Genomic DNA, 17,933 nt, shown 5'->3' with positions numbered 1-17,933 from the left:
AGCAGCGTGCTGATACCAGTGGCGTCGATCGCGTCGAGGCCGGCCAGGCCGACGGTGATGCGGTCGGCGGGGAACCGGTCCAGAGCGATGTCGACCGCCAGGACCAGCTGGCGTGCGGTCGTCGCGTCGAGGCGGCCGCGGACGGCGAGGTAGAGGCCGACCGTCGAGGTGTACAGCTGTAGCTGAATCCTTCCGGTCATCTGAGTCCTGTCATGTCGGCTCGCGGGTGAGCTCCTCATTCGTTGACCATCTTCAATAAACTGGCGGGTTGTCACGGTTCGGTTACTGGACTGTTCGGGCAGCGCAAGGATCGCAGGGCCGTCGAAGCCTGCAGCCTCCCGGCTTCCTGGACCGTCTCCAGGTCAGGGCCCGCCCCGGCTGCGACCAATTCGAAACCCTCGCCGTCGATGACCACGAGGTCATTCGCACAGCATCACCTGCCGATACCCCACGCGGGCAGGGTTGACACCCGGCTACGCCCACGGTCCGGCGGCTGTCGCGCAAGAATCAGGGTGGATTCCAAGTGGCGGACCGTAGGGGCCGCGCGCTGCTGCCGATCACCAGCGGTGGCCCGCGCTTGCTACGGGCCTGGGGGAGATGACCTGCTCATCGTCGCGGTCCCCGGGCTGACTATCGGGGGCTTCGCAACGTGGGGTCGCATCGCGTCAAGTGGAAGGCGGAGTGTGTACGCGGTTGCGGCCTGCGCGCTTGGCGCTGTAAAGGGCGTCGTCGGCTCGCTTGACGAGAGTCGCGGTGGTCTGTCCGTCGTGCGGGTAGGCCACCACACCGGCACTCGTGGTGACGGTCAGGACCTCGCCCTGATGGGCTGCAGGTGTCGAAGCCACCGCCGCACGCAGGCGCTCGGCGATGGCGACCGCGGTGTCGCGGTCGGTGTCGGGCAGCACGACGGCGAACTCCTCACCACCGAGCCGTGCGGCCAGGTCTGTCGGTCTGATCTCGCGTTGCAGGACCTGCGCGACCTGCCGTAGCACGGCGTCGCCGGCGAGGTGGCCGTGCTCGTCGTTGATCTTTTTGAACCGGTCGAGGTCCAGGATGATCAGGGCCAGGGCAGTGTCGGCACGCCGGGCTTGGTCGAGGTTGCGGCCCAAGCTGGCGCGCAGGGCACGCCGATTGGGTAGTCCGGTGAGCGTGTCGGTGGTCGCCAGGTCGATCAGGGCCTGCTTGCGTGCGGCGATCCGGTCGGCCATCGTGTTGAACGCCGCTGCCAGCTGCCGCAGTTCCCCGCGCGAGGTCGTCCGGGCCCGCGCGTCGTAGCGCCCTTCGGCGAACTGGTCCGCGGTCTGGGTGAGTTGTCGGATATCGCGGACCAGGCCGCGTGACATCAGGTAGGCAAGCCCCAGCGCGAGCACCATGCCGATCAGCCCGGCGGCGACGGTGGCCCGGCGGATGTGCGCGGTAGCGGCGAGCATGTCGTGGTGCACGTCGGTGTAGTCGAGCACGACAGCCCCCGCGATCGCCGTATCCTCGGTGCGGATGGGTACGACGGCCAGCATCTGCGGGGCGCGCAGGAGGCCACCGCTGGTGGTGCGGGCGAGTCCGTCGCCGATGGTGGCCGCGATCGGGCCGTCCGGGTCCTGGGCCAGCTGCTGCGCCACCTCGTCGGGCATGGTGTGGGCGACGACGTTGCGGCGCAGGTCGACGATCTCGACGTCGCCGCCGATCCGGCGGCGCAGGGCGTCGAGGCGGTGCTGCAGTTCCGGGGTTTGCGCCAGTGGTCGGCCGTCGAGTTGCTGGCCGAGGTCCTCGGCGAGCACCTCGGCGATGGCCAGCGCTTCGATCTGGGCGTCGCGGGTGGCGGTCAGTCGCTGCTCGTACGCCGCCATCAGGGCCACCAGCGGCAGCAGTACCGACACCGTCAGGAACGCCATCGCCAGGCGCGGACCCGCCCGCGCGAGCATCCGCCGCAGCGGGTGAACAGACGTTGTCAGGTTCCGTTGGTGTTCCATGGCCTCAGCGGGGCCACCCGGCGGCCGACGCGTGCCGGGCGTATCTTTCCGCGGGCGGCCGTCGGCCTGGTCCGGTTGGGCGCCGAGCGGCTCATATGCCTCACCATAGCGGCTGGTGGCGGTGGGCGGCGCCGTGTTGGCGCGGCAGTCGCGCACGCGCGGCCGTCGCGGTGTGTCGATCTGGCGTCGAGCGCGGCTCGTGTCCGGCGTCGGTGTGCACCGTTGTACGGACGTGAGGACACGGTGGCATGCCCAGCACCTGCCCGTGCTGGTCAGGGCGGTGGGTGACTACGACCGAGGGTCGGCGACGGTGAACCTGGCCGAGTACGCCTCGGCCCTGTCGCTGCCACCGAGCCGTGTAGCAGAGTCGCTGACCGTGTTACACGACGCGGCGATGCTCGAGCTGGAGCACCTGGGGCCCGAGCAGGTCCTCATCACCCGGGTGTGCCCGCTGGCCCGTCAGGTACTGCCCGGCCGGTCCTGCACACTGCCCACGACGGCAGAGGGGGACGGGACCTTCGACGAGATCGTCCGGCGGGCCACCGCAGGACCGTAGCCGCCAGGCAACCCGGCGCAGCGACGAGCATGCTGCAGTGCACAGGTCGGAGCCGACCGGGCAGCGTGGCCCACCCGGGCGGCCGCCAGGCGACAGGCGGCGCGCCCTCGGTCCGGCGCCCCCGGGGGTGCGGTCTGAACAACGGACGCCGCTCTACTGAGATCGCTATCGGCACGGGCAGGGACAGGACGAGGGCCATCACCAGCTGGCTTGAGGTCCGGTGACCGGCGTGGGACATGTCTTACGTACCGGGCCGATGCCGAAGTATGCGCCGCAGACCCGATCGCCGGACGGCCAGTGCGCCAGGGATGCGGACGGGCTGTCGTGAGGGCTGGCAGGTGACACGTCGGCACTGGTACGGGACTCACCCGGGCCGCCGCCGATCGGCCAAGACCGGCGATGAGCGGGACGGCGGCCGCAGCAGCGAGGGTACCGTCTCCGATAGGCTGGCAGGTGTCGGGCTCCGATGAGTGGAACGGCGGATGGGGTCGTCGGATTGGCGTCGGCGAACCGCTCGACGCGGCGGCCGCATTGATTGGCCGGGTGCTCGAGCAGCGGGCGGTATTTCCCCTGTACCAGCCGATCATGGACCTTGCCACCGCCATGGTCGTCGGCGTCGAGTCCCTGGCCCGCGGGCCGGCCGGCACCGTGGTGGAGTCTCCTGGCGCACTGTTCGCCGCGGCGGCTCGGGCCGGACTGATGCCGCTGATCGACCAACTGTGCTTCACCAGGGCCGTAGAGATCGCCCGGGAAGCAGGGGAGGTGGCACCGCCGCTGGTCTTCATCAACGCCGAGCCGGCCGCGCTGAACCAGCCGATGACCCCCGCCCTGCTCGCCGCCGTTGAAGCGGAACGGCCGTTCCGGATAGTTATGGAGTTCACCGAGCGCAGGCTGGCGGCCCACCCGGCGGCACTGCTGAACATCGCCGCCATCGCGCGCCAGGGCGGCGACGCGCTCGCACTGGACGACGTCGGAGCCGATCCGCTGTCGGTGGCGTTGCTCCCGCTGCTCGAGCCGGAGGTCGTCAAGCTCGACATGCACCTGCTGCGCAACCCGCACGCGCCGCGCACCATCGAGACCGCCGCGATCGTTGCCGCCTACGCCGAACGTACCGGCGCGATGGTTCTGGCCGAAGGCATCGAGACCGAACATGATCTGGCGACCGCCAGGGCGCTCGGGGCCCGGTGGGGCCAGGGCTGGCTGTTTGCGCGCCCCGGTCCGCTCAGCGCGCTCGCCGACCGCCCGGTGGATCGCCATGCCGCGCTGCGAGCGTCCCGCCCCGGGGCCCTGCAGCCGCCTGTGGCCAGCCCCTTCACCATGGCGGCCATGCGTCACCAGGTCCGAACCGGCGACCAGCCGATGATCGACGGGCTGACCGGCTACCTGCTGTCCCTGGCTGCGAGCATCGGGCCGTACGCAGTGGTGCTCGGCGCGTACCCGAACCCGACCCTCGGCGGGGCGTGGCTGGCCCGCCTGGCGCACGTGTCGGACGCTGCTGCGTTCGTCGGGGTCGTCGGTCCCGCGCTGACTGATGTCGACCCGCATCAGGTGAGGATGGCCGCCGCAGCGGCTGCCGATCCGGCTGATGCCGAGACCACGCTGGCCGTCGTGGGCCCGCAGGCTGCCGTCGCGCTCTGCGCACGGCCCGGCCGCGGTGGCGGGACGGAGTTCGTCCTGACCCACGACGCCGACTTGGTACACGCGGTGGCCCGGACGCTGATGTGGCGGCTGGGCACCGCGCTTCGACTAAACGAATCCGCCCGCCGGCGCTACGGCCAACCAGCCACCCAGGCCGGGCCGCCAGAACACTGACCTGGCCGTGCCGGGCTATACCCGCAGCCTGGTGGCCATCCTGGCGCCCGTATGCGTGACGCTGCGCGTCTCGGGTGACGATGCGTGGCTCCCGCCCGTGGCCGCAGGCTGGGCGGTTCGAGGACAGGAAACTCGTCCGGATTAGGGCCCAGGCGTGCTGGCAGAATTGTTGGCGCTGTTGCATTGAGCCATCGTGCACGCCCGGCGCCGCAGATCTTCCTGTGTGAGCATGGGACGGCCTGCAAAAACTGGCGATCGGTCGCCGCTGAGCGATGCCGATAGCACCATTTTGTCCCGATCCTGATGTCCGCTACGGGCGCGCGAGTTCGATCTCGCTACAAGTTCTGCGGCTGCTGATCTTGGCGATCGCCCAATGCAACAGGGCCGTTTGCACGATCCGGCGTATCGCCGCCAGAGGAGATCATAAATGTAGGGTCGCATTCATCGCTGGGGTGGCTGTGGCTGAGGGGCTACGGCAGGAGGCGACCGCCGGTCCCGTCGCGCCGCCACCCCGCCTGCCGGTCTCCATCGCCCGGCCCGGCGCGCCCCCAGCCTGATGGCCTGCGGGGACCAGTGGTGTCGCGGCGGCCGGAGGGAGGCGGCCGGGGGCGTATGGTGAGGCCGTCAGTCTGCGGAGGCGTCGGGCAGCTGGGGCGGGCAGGAGCGGCCGGGACGGGTCGTCAGCTCGTAGTGCCAGATCTCGTTCGCGTAAACCTGGCAGAGTCCGTACGCGGCGCCGTGTCGCTGCAGCCATCGGTCGGCCACGGGCGGTCCCGCGTCGACGGCCTTGCCGGTCACGTGGGTGGACCGGTCGGGGCCGTTGACGCGCCTGTCCGCCTCGCTCGGTCCGTAGGAGGCGATGGCGTCGTCGAGCAGATGCTGCTGGTAGCGGCCGCTACGCCAGCCTGAGTTGATCATTATTCTGACGCCGTCGCGGCGGGCGTCCGTCGCGGCCTGCTGGATCGCGGCGCGCAACGCGGGGTCGAGGTTGGCGACGGCCGGAGACTCGGTGTCGAACGGCGACACCGGCTCGCTCAGGTAGCCGTCGTCCACGGTGAGGGCACCGGCTGACGACGAGCCGGTCTGCGCGAAGGCCCCGTAAGCGGGCAACGCCATCAGCGCCGTGGCGGCGACGCCGACACCGGCGCGCCAGGGCAGCTTCGGCCGCGGGGATGGGCATGTCATCGGAACTCCTGTCCTGGCCACCGGTATCGGTTGCGGTGACCCTGGAGAGCCCACTCCAACACGCAGCGTGTTACCGGAACGTGAGCCGACCGCCACACATGCCCTTAACATCGATCACTCACATACGGAGTGCCATCAAGCTGCCGTTAAGCCATGAATAGCGCAAGCCGCCCAACCGACTTGCCTGGCACATGGTCGTCATGGTCATCCGCGGGTTCGCCGAGTGGTGTGGCCGAGCCTGCTATCCCCTGGGGGAGCCTGCTCGGTGCCCGAAAGCGTCAGAGTCGGCAGCGGCCCGCTCACCCTTGTCGAGGCTGGAGATGCGGGCCATCACTTTGCCGGTCACGCGAACTCGTACATGGAGAGGTTTGCGCATCCGGCGCAGGCCGGCCGACTTCGGCATGGTGCTCAGCGAGCGGTCCAATCGACGATCATGAGATCCGCTAGATCCCGAGCTTCGCGATGGCGCCACAGTGGATCTTGGAAACAGTCGAGCGGGCCGGGGTAGCCGGTAGCGAGGAGCGGCCAGTTTCTGCAGATGGGCGATGACGCGTTCGATGTTGGCGGGGCGGGAGGGCGATCACGCGGTTGTACTCGCAGGCCCGGCTCCGTCAGCGCCAGACGCTTCTGCCTGCGGGGCACGCGGCTGTCTGGTGCGCTCGGTGCACATGCTCATGCCGCTCCATGCGACCGGTGCCCGCCCGGGTTGCACGGATCGCGGCCGGAACGGGTCGACCGCGGGCGGGACGCGGGCCGGTCTCGGCCAGTGCACTCAAATCCGGACGAACAGCCAACAGGCGGCGTCGGCTGGCGAGCAGTTCCAGCAGCAGGCCCCGCCGACAGCTCAAGGTCGGCTGATGGTGAGATCGTCGAGTTTGGCTCGGACCTGGTCGGCGGCGGGGTGGTTGAGCTGTTCGAAGATTGCGAGGGCCTGTCGCCAGGCGGCGACGGCGCCGCGGTGGTTGGCGGCGTGGTGGGCGTCGCCGAGGTTCGTGAGGGTGTCGGCTTGATTGAAGCGGTCGCCGAGGTCGCGGTAAAGGTCGATGGCGTGTTGGTAGCACGCGACCGCTTGGGCGTGGTCGCCGAGGTGACGGTGGGCGTACCCGAGGCTGTCCCAGGTGGCGGCCTGGCCGGTGGGCTCGTCGAGCTCCTGGAAGATGGCAAGGGCATGCTGGCAGGAGGCAAGCGCTTGCCGGTGGTCGCCGAGCAGGGTGTGGTACCAGCCGACGGCGTTGAGCGCGAAGGCTTGTCCTTGCCGGTCCGCGGTGGCCTGGAACAGGACCAGGGCCTGCTGGGCCTCGTCGAGAGCGTCGTCGTGGCGGCCCTGCTGTTCCCGCAGGTGGGCCAGAGCGTGGTGAGCGTAGGCCTGTTCGCCCCGGTCGCCGGAGCGGCCGGTGACGTCCAGGGCGTGTCGCAGTTGGGTGTGCGCCTCGTCGTAGCGGCCCAGACGGATGTAGGCGCGGGCCAGGACGCGGTGGGCGGGGGCTTGCCCCGCGAGGTCGCCGGAGCGCTGGGCGGCGGCCACCACGGCGTGGCTGGCGGTGGCCAGGTCGTACCAGTGTCCGTGTCGGTTGAGGAATGCGTACAGTGTCCCGGCCAGCGGCGCGGTGCGCGGGTCGAGTCGGGCGGTGGCATGCTCGATCGCGGTGAGCAGCACGCGGTGTTCGGCGGTGAACCATGCGAGAGCGTGTTCGTGGGTGCCCGGATTCTCTGGTACGACACCCGGATCGGGTTCGGTGATGCCGGGCACGTCGCGAGTCGGGCCCAACAGCCGCGCTGCGGTGTGCGCGGTGTGCAGGTAGTGATCGATGGTGCGGCTGGTGGCGCTGCGGCGTTCGGCGTCGGTGTCGGTGGTCTGGCAGACCTCGGCGGCGTAGACGCGCAGCAGGTCGTGCAGGTGGTACCGGCCATGCACGTGCTCGTTGACGAGGTTCACGCAGAGAAGTTCGTCGAGCAGCGCCCGCACCTGGTCGGCCGGTCCGGCGACGAGGCTGGCCGCCGCCGCGGTCGAACAGTCTGGACCAGGATGCAGCGAGAGGAGCCGGAACAGCCGTGCGGCATCCGGGCTGAGAGCCTGATAGGACCAGGAGAATACGGCCCGCACGTCAGTGGCGGGAGTATCGCGAGTGGACAGCGCGTCGAGTCGGTCACGGCTGTCACGGAGTTGGTCGGCCAGGGCGGCGAGTGCCAGATGCCGGCGAGTGGCTGCGGTGGCCGCGACGATGGCCAGGGCCAGGGGAAGCCCGGCGCAGCGGGTGATGAGTTCGTCGGCCGCGTCCGGCTCGGCGGCGATCCGCGCCGGGCCGATGCGGCGGACCAGCAATTGCCGGGCCTCGTCGACGGTGAGCAGGTCGAGGGGCACCGCGTAAGCGCCTTCGGCGGCGACCAGGCTGGTGAGTCGGTTGCGACTGGTGATGAGGACCACGCACCCGGTGGCACCGGGCAACAGGGGCCGAACCTGGTCAGGGTCGCGGGCGTTGTCCAACACGATGAGCATGCGCTTGCCGGCCAGCAGCGTGCGAAGCAGGTCGGCCTGGGCTGCCGGGTCGGCCGGGATGCGGTGTGATGCCACGGCCAGGGCATCGAGGAACCGGCGTATCGCGTCCGCGGGCGCCATGACCGTGCCGGTGGGGTCGAAGCCGCGCAGGTTGACGTACAGCTGTCCGTCCGGGAACCGGTGTCGCACTCGGTGCGCCCAGTGCACGGCCAGGGCCGTTTTGCCGACTCCCGCGGTACCCGACACCGCAGAGATCACCACCGCGGTCGGCTGTTCCGTGGCGGCGTCGAGCATGGCGTCGAGGGAGGCCAGTTCGTTGCTTCGGCCGGTGAAGCCGAGCACATCCGGTGGCAGCTGGGCCGGCCGCAGCTCCGCGGTCGCAGGGGATGGGGTGCCCCGGCTGGGTCGGGCAGCCGCAGCCGCCGGTGACCCGTCGATTCCCTCCAGATCGGTGGTGTGAAGGTGGCGGAGCCGGGGATCGCAGCGCAGGATTGCCTGCTGCAGCCAGGACATGGTATGCCCCGGTTCGATGCCCAGCTGCTCGGCGAGCTGATCGCGGGTGCGCCGGTAGAGGTCCAACGCATCGCTCTGGCGGTCGCTGCGGTACAGCGCGAGCATGAGGTAGGCGACGAGGCGCTCCTGGTACGGGTGGGCCGCCAGCAGTCCGGCCAGGTCCGCGATCACCTCGGCGTCGCGGCGCAGGTCTAGCCGGACGGCGGACCGTAACTCCTGGGCGCCAAGCCACTGCTCCTGCAGCCGGCGGGCCTCATCGGCGATCCCCCTGGAGGTGTCGAGGTCGGCGAAGGGGGTTCCCCGCCAGAGCCTGAGCGACTCGGTGAGGACGTGGTCAGCCTCGGCCAGTGCGCCGCGGCGGCGAGCATCGCGGCCGGCGTCGACGAGCGTCTGGAACCGCGTGACGTCCAGCTCGTCAGGTGCGACGACGATCGTGTATCCGTCCGAACCATGGCGTATGCGGTCCTCGTCACCGAGCGCCTTGCGTAGGCGGCCGATGTAGACCTGGATGGTCTTGCGTGCGGTGGCGGGCGGCGCGTCCGGCCAGAGTGTGTCCACCATGCACGCCACCGACACCGGTCGGCCGGGCCGCTGCAGCAGCAAGGCGAGGAGAGCGCGCTGCATCGCGGCGTTGAGGGCCACCGGCTGGTGATCGCGATGCACCGTCAGCGGACCCAGGACTGCGAATTCCAACACGCGACCCCCCGACCGCAGCCGCTCCTTGACGTGCCAAGTCGCGGGCTGCGTACGCCCTGATCACCGTTGATGCGATCGGGCACCGCCGCATCAACTCAAGATCACTACCCGATGGCGGTGCGATCAGTAGCCAGGCGGGCCGATGCCGGTGACTTTACCGTCGCGCTGCCGGCGCGCTACCACCCACCTCCACGCTGACTGCACACCGTACCCAGTGCCGGACGGTGGTGCGACGCCGCCACCGTCCGTCCACCGCATCGGAGAGCGTCGCAGCGGGGGCTGGCGCCACGGCCGATCCTGGCTGGACTCGCAGCGACCAGCCGGCTCGCCGAACCGCAAATCCACATGGAGGAAGCCATGAAGATCCGTTCTATGGCGCTGCTCTGCGCCATAGCCACCAGCTCCCTGCTGACAGCGGCTGTCGGCAGTCCGGCCATGGCCGGGCCTGTCTGCACTGAGATTCAGGGGTATGACGGTTTCCATCTGATCGGCGATGCCGTCTGGGAGAGCTTTGAAAACCTCGGCGTGATCTCAAACGGCTCGACCGCAGCTCAGGTGAAACATGTGAAGCACACACAGTCGGACACCAAGAGTACGACGGTAAACGCAGAAGTCGGCATCTCCGCCAAATCGCTCGTTTACGAGATCGACCTCAAGTTCGGGTGGTCTGCCACCGAATCAAGTACCTACACCACCGAAACGTCATATGACATCACCGCACCGGCGGCCGTCGACGCGAACGGCAACGGCGTGATAGATCCAGGCGAGATCGCTGTCGTCACGGCTAAAGCGGGCATCGCCAAGCAGGCGGTCACCATCGACTGGTGGATACGGCTGGACGATTGCTCCATCGTCCGCCCCACGCCGATCAGTATCGATCTTTACGGGCCGCTCTACGACGTCGTCCAGCTGTCAGGTAACGGCATCAAGCCCAACCCGGGCAAGGCGAAAGCGGCAATCTTCGGTACTGACGCCTTCGGCGCCACGGGATCGACCGCAATGGCACTGTCCGCAGGCACGCCCGTCTACGATGTCTCCGCGGGCTGGCCGATGATTCGTGTAGACCTCGGCGGACGGTACCCCGCCAATCCGAATCCCGCGATGATCCGCAATGACTTCGACGGGGACGGACGCAACGACCTGATCTTTCGCAGATCAAGCGATCAGAATCTGTACCTGATGGCAGGCAACGGCAACGGCACCTGGAAGACCGGAACCGCGGTCCAGATCGGCAACGGCTGGCAGGACGCAGATCTCATCACCGCCGTCGGCGACTTCACTGGGGACGGTAAGCCTGATCTGATCTTCCGCAACAGGGTCAACCAGAACCTGTACCGCCTCGACGGCAACGGCACCGGCGGCTGGAAGACCGGAACCGCGGTCCAGATCGGCAATGGCTGGCAAGACGCCGAACTGATGACAGGCCGGGGCGACTTCTCCGGAGACGGCAAACCCGACGTCATCTACCGCAGGATCAGCGACAAGAACCTCTACATGATGGAGGGCAACGGCACTGGCGGCTGGAAGACCGGAACGGCCGTCCGGATCGGCAACGGCTGGCAAGAAGTCGAGCTGCTCACCGCAGCCGGTGACTTCAGCGGTGACGGAAAGCCCGATCTCATCTGGCGCAACGCCATCAACAAGAACCTCTACCGCCTGGACGGCAACGGCACCGGCGGCTGGAAGACCGGAACCGCAGTCCAGATCGGCAACGGTTGGCAGGACGCCGAGCTGCTGGTCTCGCCCGGCGACTGGGGCAACGACGGCAAACCTGATCTGATCTGGCGCAATGCCGTTGACAAGAGCCTTTACCGCATCGACGGCAACGGCAGCGGCGGCTGGATCACGGGAACCGCGGTTCCCATTGGGATGGGCTGGAATGACGTCGATGCCTTCGCCGGCGGATGCGCCGGATAAAGGCACTGCTCGAAGATTCACCGCCCTGGCGTCCGACTCGCTGCGTGCGAATGGTTGAAGACACCGGCCCTGCGTCTGTCCAGGGCCGGTGTCGGCATGCCATGTGCCGCCAGCCGGCCATGTCGATCAGACGTGCTTCGGGTGATCGCTCAGCGTCGCTCGCAAGTACTGCGCGATCCCCGGCAGGTTGTCGATCTCGGCATCGAGGAACGCCAACATGATCGGCGGGCACGCCCACGGAGCCGAGCAGGAGGCGCAGGGCCGACAGCTGTGTCGTCGGGGCTGCGCGGTCGTAGCCGTGCAGGTTCACGTAGAGGCGGCCGTCGGGGAAACGAGTGCCTTCTGCTGCTCTGCGGCTCGCTACGGCATGTGCGCGACGAGTCCGGCAAGGTCACCGCCGCATCCGTGATCGACTTCGCCACGCGCCTCGACCTCGTCACTCGCACAAGCGCCGAACCTCCTGCCTGTTTCCTCACCCGGAAGCAGGGTTGAGCCGCCGGTTCTGCGGGTCGCTGGAATCGTCTACATCGCATCTGACGCGAATGAGGACCTGTTCGTGGAACTGCGAGAGCTGTTCATTCGATAGACATCGATTGACGGCCGGAGCGTTTGGTCAACCTGTGATCTGTCGGAAGTAGACACGACGACCCATCCGCGGGTAGATCACCTGGCTTGTGACAACTCAACCGATCTTCGCGGACAGGCCGCCACGGGTAGAGACTATGACGGGCCTGACCGGCGATCAGGTCGACCGGCTCGTCCTCGACGTCTACGCCCACGGCAGCCTGGACCCAGCGCGCCGCCGTGCCGTCGGCCCGTACCGCACGGTGCTGATGGTCCTGCTCTACTGCGCGACAACCTGTCGCAGACGCTGCTGGCCGAGCTGTTCGACTGCTCAACAACACCAGGACGGGCGACGCTTGCCGCAGGTTCAGATCCCGGCCAGCCGCAGCACGTGATCGAAACCACGGTGTTGGGCAGGCGAACTCACCATCGGCAGCACAAGGGCCGGAATCCCGGCCGTCACGGAACCACCGTCGCCGCCGGGGTGATCTCCGACCATCAGCGTCCGGTCCGGCTGTGCGGCCAAGGCGTCGAGGGCGGTGCGCCAGATCCGCACGTCGGGTTTGACGAAGCCGACCTCGTAGGAGAGCACGAAGGCGTCGATGTAGCGGTCAAGCCCGTGCCGGACGAAGCATTCGCGGATGTCCCAGCCCACGTTGCTCACCACGCCGAGGCGGATGTCGGCGGCATGCAGCGCGGCGAGGGTGGGCAACGTGTCCGCGTAAGGCTCGACCGCTTCGGCGCGCGTCTCATGCAGCGCGCGCGCAAATGACGCGTTCACCCCGGGAATCTGGTTTAGCACGGCCAGAATCGCCTGATCCCAGACCTGAGGGTCGAGGTCCCGCGCGATGTGCGCGGGATCTGTAGCGGTCGCCCGTAACAAGTCGGCGAAGTCGTCGGCGATGCGCTGCGCCTCACCAGGCGCCACCGTCCGCCCGATCATGGTCGCCGCGTTGCCGACCCAGCAGACCGGGTCGCTGGCGAACAGCGTCCAGGCGAAATCGAACAGGACAGTCGTCACACGAAGTGAAGGCACCAGGTCACCTTAGAGCAACTGGACGATTCCCGTGGGCCATGATCCTCTTCATCGGTCGGGAAGATGGAGGTTCAGAGGGCGCTGTTGCATTGAGCCATCGTGCACGCCCGGCGCCGCAGATCTTCCTGTGTGAGCATGGGACGGCTTGCGATAACTGGCGATCAGTCGCCGCCGAGCGATGCCGATAGCACCACTTTGTCCCGATCCTGACGACCGCTACGGGCGCGCAGGTTCGATCTCGCTACAAGTCCGACGGCTCCCGATCTCGGCGATCACCCAATGCAACAGGGCCGTCCTGACCGCCGCCGGCACCAACATCGTCCGCCTTGCCCACCAGTCGCCCGCGAGCAAGGCCAGACGCCCCAGCCACTTCCAGCGACTCTGCCAGCAGATGATCTCGACCTAGCCAAGCTCACCAACAATGTCCGAAAGGTGAGCAAGAACCCGTATGCGGCGAACAAATCAACGCCCACCGGCCGACGCGGGAGCGACGCTGTCGGGTAGAGGCGGGTCACGTGCGTGGTGTTCCAGGCGCACCTATGGTGGTGCTCCGCAGTCCTATCCGGTCCATACGGCAACCGCGCGAGGTGGCACATGCTCTCATTTCGAAGGTCGAAGCCTGCCGCCGTCCTGGCTACAGTGGTTCTCGGCGCGTCGGTGTCGCTGACGGCCGCTGCGCCCGCCGAGGCGGTGTCGGGCATCGTCGTGACCATCGACTGGAGCGATCTGACCGGATCTGAAAGCGCCAAGACGGCCAACGCGTTCTGCCCGAGTGGAAAGGTGATCCTCGGTGGCGGGGCCGATATCGTCGGAGGCGGCAACGAAGTGCGGCTGACCGCCATGGTGCCGCAGGGCGGCTGGCACTCCTACTACGCGTCGGCGATGGAGGACGGCGACTACGACGCCGACTGGACGCTCTACTCGTGGGCGATCTGCGGAAACCCTGTCCCCGGCTGGGAGCTGGTATCGGCGTATGACGCCGGCGAGCCCGGGGACGACATCGTCCACACCTTGGTGATCTGTCCGGAGGGCAAGCGGGTGATGGGCACCGGGGGTGCCGCGGTCGGCGGCTACCAGTTCAAACTGGCCTACATCAGTCCCGGACCCGCTCCCGAGCCGTGGGATGTCTGGGTAGGGGTGACTCCTGACGAGAACGTGTCCGGTCCCTTCGGCGCATACGCATATGCGATCTGCACCAACCCGATGGGGCAGCAGAGGGTGTCGGTCGACAGCATCTCGTCGTCTGTCAACAAGGGAGTAAGCGTGGAGTGCCCGGCCGGGACGAAGGTACACGGGACCGGTGCGCTTATCGGTGGACTCAGCGGCGCCAGCGAGCGTCAGGTGCACCTCGACCGGATCGGCCTGTTGGGGCCGGGTGCACTCGGCGGAGTCGACGTGGCCGCGCACGAGGACCAGACAGGCTACCGTCCGGACTGGTATGTCAGGGTGTACGCCATCTGCGCGCCGTGATGTCGAGGCGGCTCCCGCCAGTTCGGCTGGTGCCAGCTGCGCCGGGTATGTCCGTAGGCGCTCGCAAGCAGGGAGCTCGACCACCCGCCGGCGAGCGGGTCGCCTGAGCCCAGCCACGCCGTTGAACGGCGACCGAACTCAGCCTCCTCGACCCCATCAAAGCCCACCTGCGGTCGCAGTGGATACCCCGACACGGCATGAGCAGCCTCCTCTTCCGGAAGATCGTCGACCTCGGCTACATCGGCAGCTACCCCGTCGTGCGGCATTCTGGCCAGTTCTTCAGGCCCTGTCGCATTGGGTGATCGCCGAGATCGGGAGCCGTAGGACTTGTAGCGAGATCGAACCTGCGCGCCCGTAGCGGTCGTCAGGATCGGGACAAAGTGGTTCTATCGGCATCGCTCGGACGCGACCGATCGCCAGTTATCGCAAGCCGTCCCATGCTCACACAGGAAGATCTGCGGCGCCGGGCGTGCACGATGGCTCAATGCAACAGCGCCGTTTCTCGGCCTGACAGATCTGATCGGCGTTCGCGCGAAGAGCGTCGTGAATCAGCTCGTCCAAGAGCCGTGGCCCGCAGAGGCGACGGTTACGCCTGAGAACCAGAGGCGCCTGCGGCTCGACGCGGCCATCAGCCAGATCAGAGAACTTGAGAGCGCCGTCACAGATCTGGAACGCCGTGTAGCGCTCCTAATGGACTGACGAAGGAGGAGGGCGGCGCGGGCAAGGAGGGCCCTCCTCCTGCCACACCCGCGAGCGGAACGTCCGCTGATACAGGAGGCGGACGCGCCGGCGGAGGACGCCGCCCCGTGCCAGCGCCCTCCGCCTTGCTACGCGTGAGCGCGGCGCGACCACAATACATTACTGACAGTAACGGAATTCGTGACCCCTGTCACGCTTCATAGGGGCTCAACGAATTTGGCGGGGGTCAAGGTGTTCCGCTGGCCCGAGCACCCGGGTCGGCAGCGCCCGGCCGTGGTCGCTGCAGTGGTTCGGTTCAGGGCTTGCGCGTCTCGATCAGGAATCGCTGAGCGTGCGACACGAATGATCCATCTCGCTCAATCTGGGTATGCATATCGGCGAGTCTGTCTCGATAACGTGCCACGCTGAAGTCGTCGACGGTCCAAATCACCTTGCGGAGGAACACGATCACGGCGGCAACGTCGTAGAAGACCACACGAAGTGTTGCCTCCCGAACATCGACGATGTCGAGTCCGGCGGCCTTCGCGAGGGCAACACGGTAGTCGGTACGCCATCTGTCGGGTATCTCCCGCGGGCCTTTGAAGAAGCGGGAGAGCTCGATGTTGGTGCCGGCGCCGATCTGCTGGGAGAGATACGTGCCGCCGGGCGTCAGCACTCGCGCGATCTCGGACCAGTCCGTACCGGTCGGATGACGGCTCACGACGAGGTCGAACGACGCATCGTCGAACGGCAGCGGCGCGTCCTCGTCTACGAGGACGACCTTGCCGCCGAGGGGCCGAAGATTGCGGCCCGCAATCGCGAGGTTCGGCGGCCAGGACTCGGTGGCGACGAGAATCGGTGGCGGCGTCGGGATCTTCGCGAGTACCTCGCCACCACCCGTCTGGATGTCGAGCGCTGCGCGCGCGCCGGCCATCCGTTCCGAGACCAGGCGGAGATAGCCCCACGGTGGTCGTTCCTCGGTCGCGCGCCCTTCGAACCACGTGAAGTCCCAACCCTCCACAGGCACAGATTCCCCTTCGGCCACAAGCTTCTCGAAGTCGCTCATGCTCGGCAGCCTGCCACCTGCGTCAACCGAATTTGGCTCACGAACTTAGCTTTCCCTTTAACGTGAGCTGGGCGTTTGTCCCTCGCGGCGGGGAATGACAGAAGCGGCCATCGCGGTGATGTTCGAGCTCGGCCGGGTCGACGACCAGCAGACGACGCCCTTGCGCGGTCAGGGCGGCCTCGACGTACTCGGCACCGAAACGGGCGAACCGGTCCCGGTGCTCCACCACGATGGTTGACACGGCAGGATCTCCCAGCAGGGCGAGGAACTTCTTGCGGTGCCCGCTGAGCGCGGAGCCGACCTCGGTCACCACCCGGTCGACGGGCAGGTGCCAGCCGGTGGCCCAGACGGTGACCCGGGCGACCTGCCGGTCCAGGTCAGGCTTCTGATCGACCGACGAAACCCGGGCGTACGCGACGGTCTGCCCGACCTTTGGAGCCGCGCCAGTCAGTGGTTCGCCGACCATGATGAGCCGACCAAGCCGATACGTGGGAACGGGCAGCATCCCAGCCGCGTACTGCCGCCGCGCGGTCACATACGACACACCGGTCGCCGCTGCCCACTCCTTCAAGTTCACACAAATATCTATAGAGCACCATGTATCACCAGAGAGCGCCGACAAGCCAGCAGCTGTTAGCCCCTACAGTGATGCGGCGTATCCCTCATCGATTGGAGTGACATGAGCCGATTTAGGCGCGGCTTCGCTGTGGTGCTGCTTCCGCTGCTGTTCTCTGCCGCCTGCGGTGGCGGCAACGAGCCAGCTGCATCCGGCCCCGCTTCGTCTCCCCAGACGGCGCAGTCGGCCGCTCCGGGCCTGCCGACCATTGTCAGCAGTGGGTTTGGGCAGCAGGACGAATACGCCTGGATCACCGCGGTCGTGAAGAACGACAAGGGTGCTGAGGGTCACTTCGTCACTGTGCAGTTCAACATCTTTGACAAGGCCGGCGCGTTGATCGCGAGTGAGAGCCAGACCGAGTCGTTCAACCGGCCTGGCGAAACGCTGGCGATCGGTACGCAGGTGACGATCGACGGTGGGGCGAAGGTCGGCAAGGTGGAGCCGACCGTGGTCATCGGCAGCACGACAGACGCAAAGCCGTTCCCTGAGGTCAAGGCGACCGCGTACAAGATCGGTACGCAGGAGTACGCGAAGGACCGGTACACGGTGACGTTCACGGTCACGAATCCGACGGCTGAGCCGTTGAAGGATATCCGCGTGGGCGTCGCCTGCTTCGACTCCGGCGGAAAGGTTATCGGGGGATCCAGTGAGTACCCCGACGTGGTACCCGCCAACGGACCGGCAGTCGTCAAGAGCGACGTGATCGTGAGCGGCAAGCCCGCCAAGTGCACCGCATATGTCGGTGCCCCTGTCTGATCGCTAACGCCTACCCGGATGGCGCTCCCGTGGGCGTGCCTGCGTCATCCGGGTGAGGGCGCGTGCTGCGTTTCCTTCCGCACTGCTCTTGCGGGCGTGGTGCCATCCGCACAGCGACGTCAGGTTGGTGTCGTCGTGGTTGTCGCCGCGGTGTACGTGGTCGACGTCGGTCGCCGCTCGGGTGCACCGGGTGCCGTCGTCGCTGGCGGTGCAGCGGTGGCCGTCGCAGGTGAGGACGCGGGCGCGTCGGGCGGGCCAGTCGGCCGGGAGGCGTACGCGCCGGGTGCTGCCTTCCCACGGCCGGCGGGGTTCGGTCACCGGATCACCCCGCATTCGGGCCACGTTCCGGCCATTCCTGCCGCGTCTGGGACGTAGGAAGGAATGGCCGGATCGTGGGTTCGTAGGGACGGGGCGTGGTGGTGCGGGTGTGTTGTTCAGAGGTGGCGCGGGCCGGGATCGAACCGGCGTCTCGGGCTTAGAGCGACCGGCAGTAGGCGTTGAGCTGGGCGTGGCCGGTCAGGGATAGCGAACAGGCACGGGACTCATCGATCATTGGAGTTCTCTACGCTTCAACGACAGGAGTCCCGTGCCTGCCGTGCCATCA

12 protein-coding genes are annotated in these 17,933 nt (G+C 67.7%); 5 read left to right on the top strand and 7 right to left on the bottom strand.

Annotated elements, in window-relative coordinates; all coding sequences use genetic code 11:
- Positions 1-665: 665 nt before the first annotated feature.
- A complete protein-coding gene (locus KUA19_RS41880) occupies positions 666-1,919 on the bottom strand; it encodes a GGDEF domain-containing protein (protein ID WP_217405561.1) in 1,254 nt (417 codons plus the stop codon).
- 280 nt (positions 1,920-2,199) lie between these two features.
- Between KUA19_RS41880 and KUA19_RS41875 the strand changes: the two genes are divergently transcribed.
- Both KUA19_RS41875 and KUA19_RS41870 read left to right on the top strand, forming a co-directional pair.
- Positions 2,200-2,523: a hypothetical protein gene (locus KUA19_RS41875; RefSeq protein WP_217405559.1), complete on the top strand. Its 324-nt coding sequence runs from the start codon at positions 2,200-2,202 to the stop codon at positions 2,521-2,523.
- A gap of 453 nt (positions 2,524-2,976) precedes the next feature.
- Positions 2,977-4,335 carry an EAL domain-containing protein gene (locus tag KUA19_RS41870; protein ID WP_308167954.1) on the top strand — a complete coding sequence of 453 codons (1,359 nt, stop codon included), beginning with the start codon at positions 2,977-2,979 and terminating at the stop codon, positions 4,333-4,335.
- A gap of 624 nt (positions 4,336-4,959) precedes the next feature.
- On the opposite strand, the gene KUA19_RS41865 is transcribed toward KUA19_RS41870, so the two are convergent.
- Positions 4,960-5,520: a M15 family metallopeptidase gene (locus KUA19_RS41865; protein ID WP_217405555.1), complete on the bottom strand. Its 561-nt coding sequence runs from the start codon at positions 5,518-5,520 to the stop codon at positions 4,960-4,962.
- Positions 5,521-6,364: 844 nt separating this feature from the next.
- The gene (locus KUA19_RS41860; protein ID WP_217405553.1) at positions 6,365-9,223 is read right to left on the bottom strand and encodes an AfsR/SARP family transcriptional regulator; all 2,859 of its coding nucleotides are present in this window, start codon (positions 9,221-9,223) and stop codon (positions 6,365-6,367) included.
- Positions 9,224-9,583: 360 nt separating this feature from the next.
- On the opposite strand from KUA19_RS41860, the gene KUA19_RS41855 reads away from it, so the two are divergent.
- Positions 9,584-11,143, top strand: a complete 1,560-nt coding sequence (locus KUA19_RS41855) for an FG-GAP repeat domain-containing protein (protein ID WP_217405551.1) — start codon at positions 9,584-9,586, stop codon at positions 11,141-11,143.
- Between the two features lie 931 nt (positions 11,144-12,074).
- On the opposite strand, the gene KUA19_RS41850 is transcribed toward KUA19_RS41855, so the two are convergent.
- Positions 12,075-12,743, bottom strand: a complete 669-nt coding sequence (locus tag KUA19_RS41850) for an HAD family hydrolase (protein WP_308167953.1) — start codon at positions 12,741-12,743, stop codon at positions 12,075-12,077.
- Between the two features lie 639 nt (positions 12,744-13,382).
- On the opposite strand from KUA19_RS41850, the gene KUA19_RS41845 reads away from it, so the two are divergent.
- Positions 13,383-14,213 (top strand): hypothetical protein, encoded by an 831-nt coding sequence (locus tag KUA19_RS41845; RefSeq protein ID WP_217405549.1) that lies wholly within the window; start codon positions 13,383-13,385, stop codon positions 14,211-14,213.
- A 994-nt stretch (positions 14,214-15,207) separates the two neighbouring features.
- Here the strand turns inward: KUA19_RS41845 and KUA19_RS41840 are convergent.
- Both KUA19_RS41840 and KUA19_RS41835 read right to left on the bottom strand, forming a co-directional pair.
- On the bottom strand, positions 15,208-15,957 hold the full coding sequence (locus KUA19_RS41840; RefSeq protein WP_217405547.1) for a class I SAM-dependent methyltransferase: 750 nt from the start codon (positions 15,955-15,957) through the stop codon (positions 15,208-15,210).
- A gap of 37 nt (positions 15,958-15,994) precedes the next feature.
- Positions 15,995-16,534: an IS607 family transposase gene (locus tag KUA19_RS41835; RefSeq protein WP_308167961.1), complete on the bottom strand. Its 540-nt coding sequence runs from the start codon at positions 16,532-16,534 to the stop codon at positions 15,995-15,997.
- Between the two features lie 132 nt (positions 16,535-16,666).
- Here KUA19_RS41835 and KUA19_RS41830 point away from each other — a divergent pair, with 132 nt between their 5' ends.
- The gene (locus tag KUA19_RS41830; RefSeq protein WP_217405546.1) at positions 16,667-17,329 is read left to right on the top strand and encodes a hypothetical protein; all 663 of its coding nucleotides are present in this window, start codon (positions 16,667-16,669) and stop codon (positions 17,327-17,329) included.
- A gap of 3 nt (positions 17,330-17,332) precedes the next feature.
- On the opposite strand, the gene KUA19_RS41825 is transcribed toward KUA19_RS41830, so the two are convergent.
- Positions 17,333-17,647 carry an HNH endonuclease gene (locus KUA19_RS41825; RefSeq protein WP_217405544.1) on the bottom strand — a complete coding sequence of 105 codons (315 nt, stop codon included), beginning with the start codon at positions 17,645-17,647 and terminating at the stop codon, positions 17,333-17,335.
- Between the last annotated feature and the right edge of the window lie 286 nt (positions 17,648-17,933).

Origin of the sequence: Catellatospora tritici, from assembly GCF_019083965.1 — a bacterium.
GTDB lineage: Bacteria > Actinomycetota > Actinomycetes > Mycobacteriales > Micromonosporaceae > Catellatospora > Catellatospora tritici.
The sequence above is the reverse complement of the archived record's forward strand: the minus strand, read 5'-3'. Positions and strand labels throughout refer to the sequence as shown.

What these genes read in the sequence shown, in the direction of transcription:
- KUA19_RS41880 (WP_217405561.1), bottom strand. Translation starts at nt 1,919, where the DNA reads ATGCTCGCGCGGGCGGGTCCGCGCCTGGCGATGGCGTTCCTGACGGTG.
- KUA19_RS41840 (WP_217405547.1), bottom strand. Translation starts at nt 15,957, where the DNA reads ATGAGCGACTTCGAGAAGCTTGTGGCCGAAGGGGAATCTGTGCCTGTG.
- KUA19_RS41865 (WP_217405555.1), bottom strand. Translation starts at nt 5,520, where the DNA reads ATGACATGCCCATCCCCGCGGCCGAAGCTGCCCTGGCGCGCCGGTGTC.
- KUA19_RS41855 (WP_217405551.1), top strand. Translation starts at nt 9,584, where the DNA reads ATGAAGATCCGTTCTATGGCGCTGCTCTGCGCCATAGCCACCAGCTCC.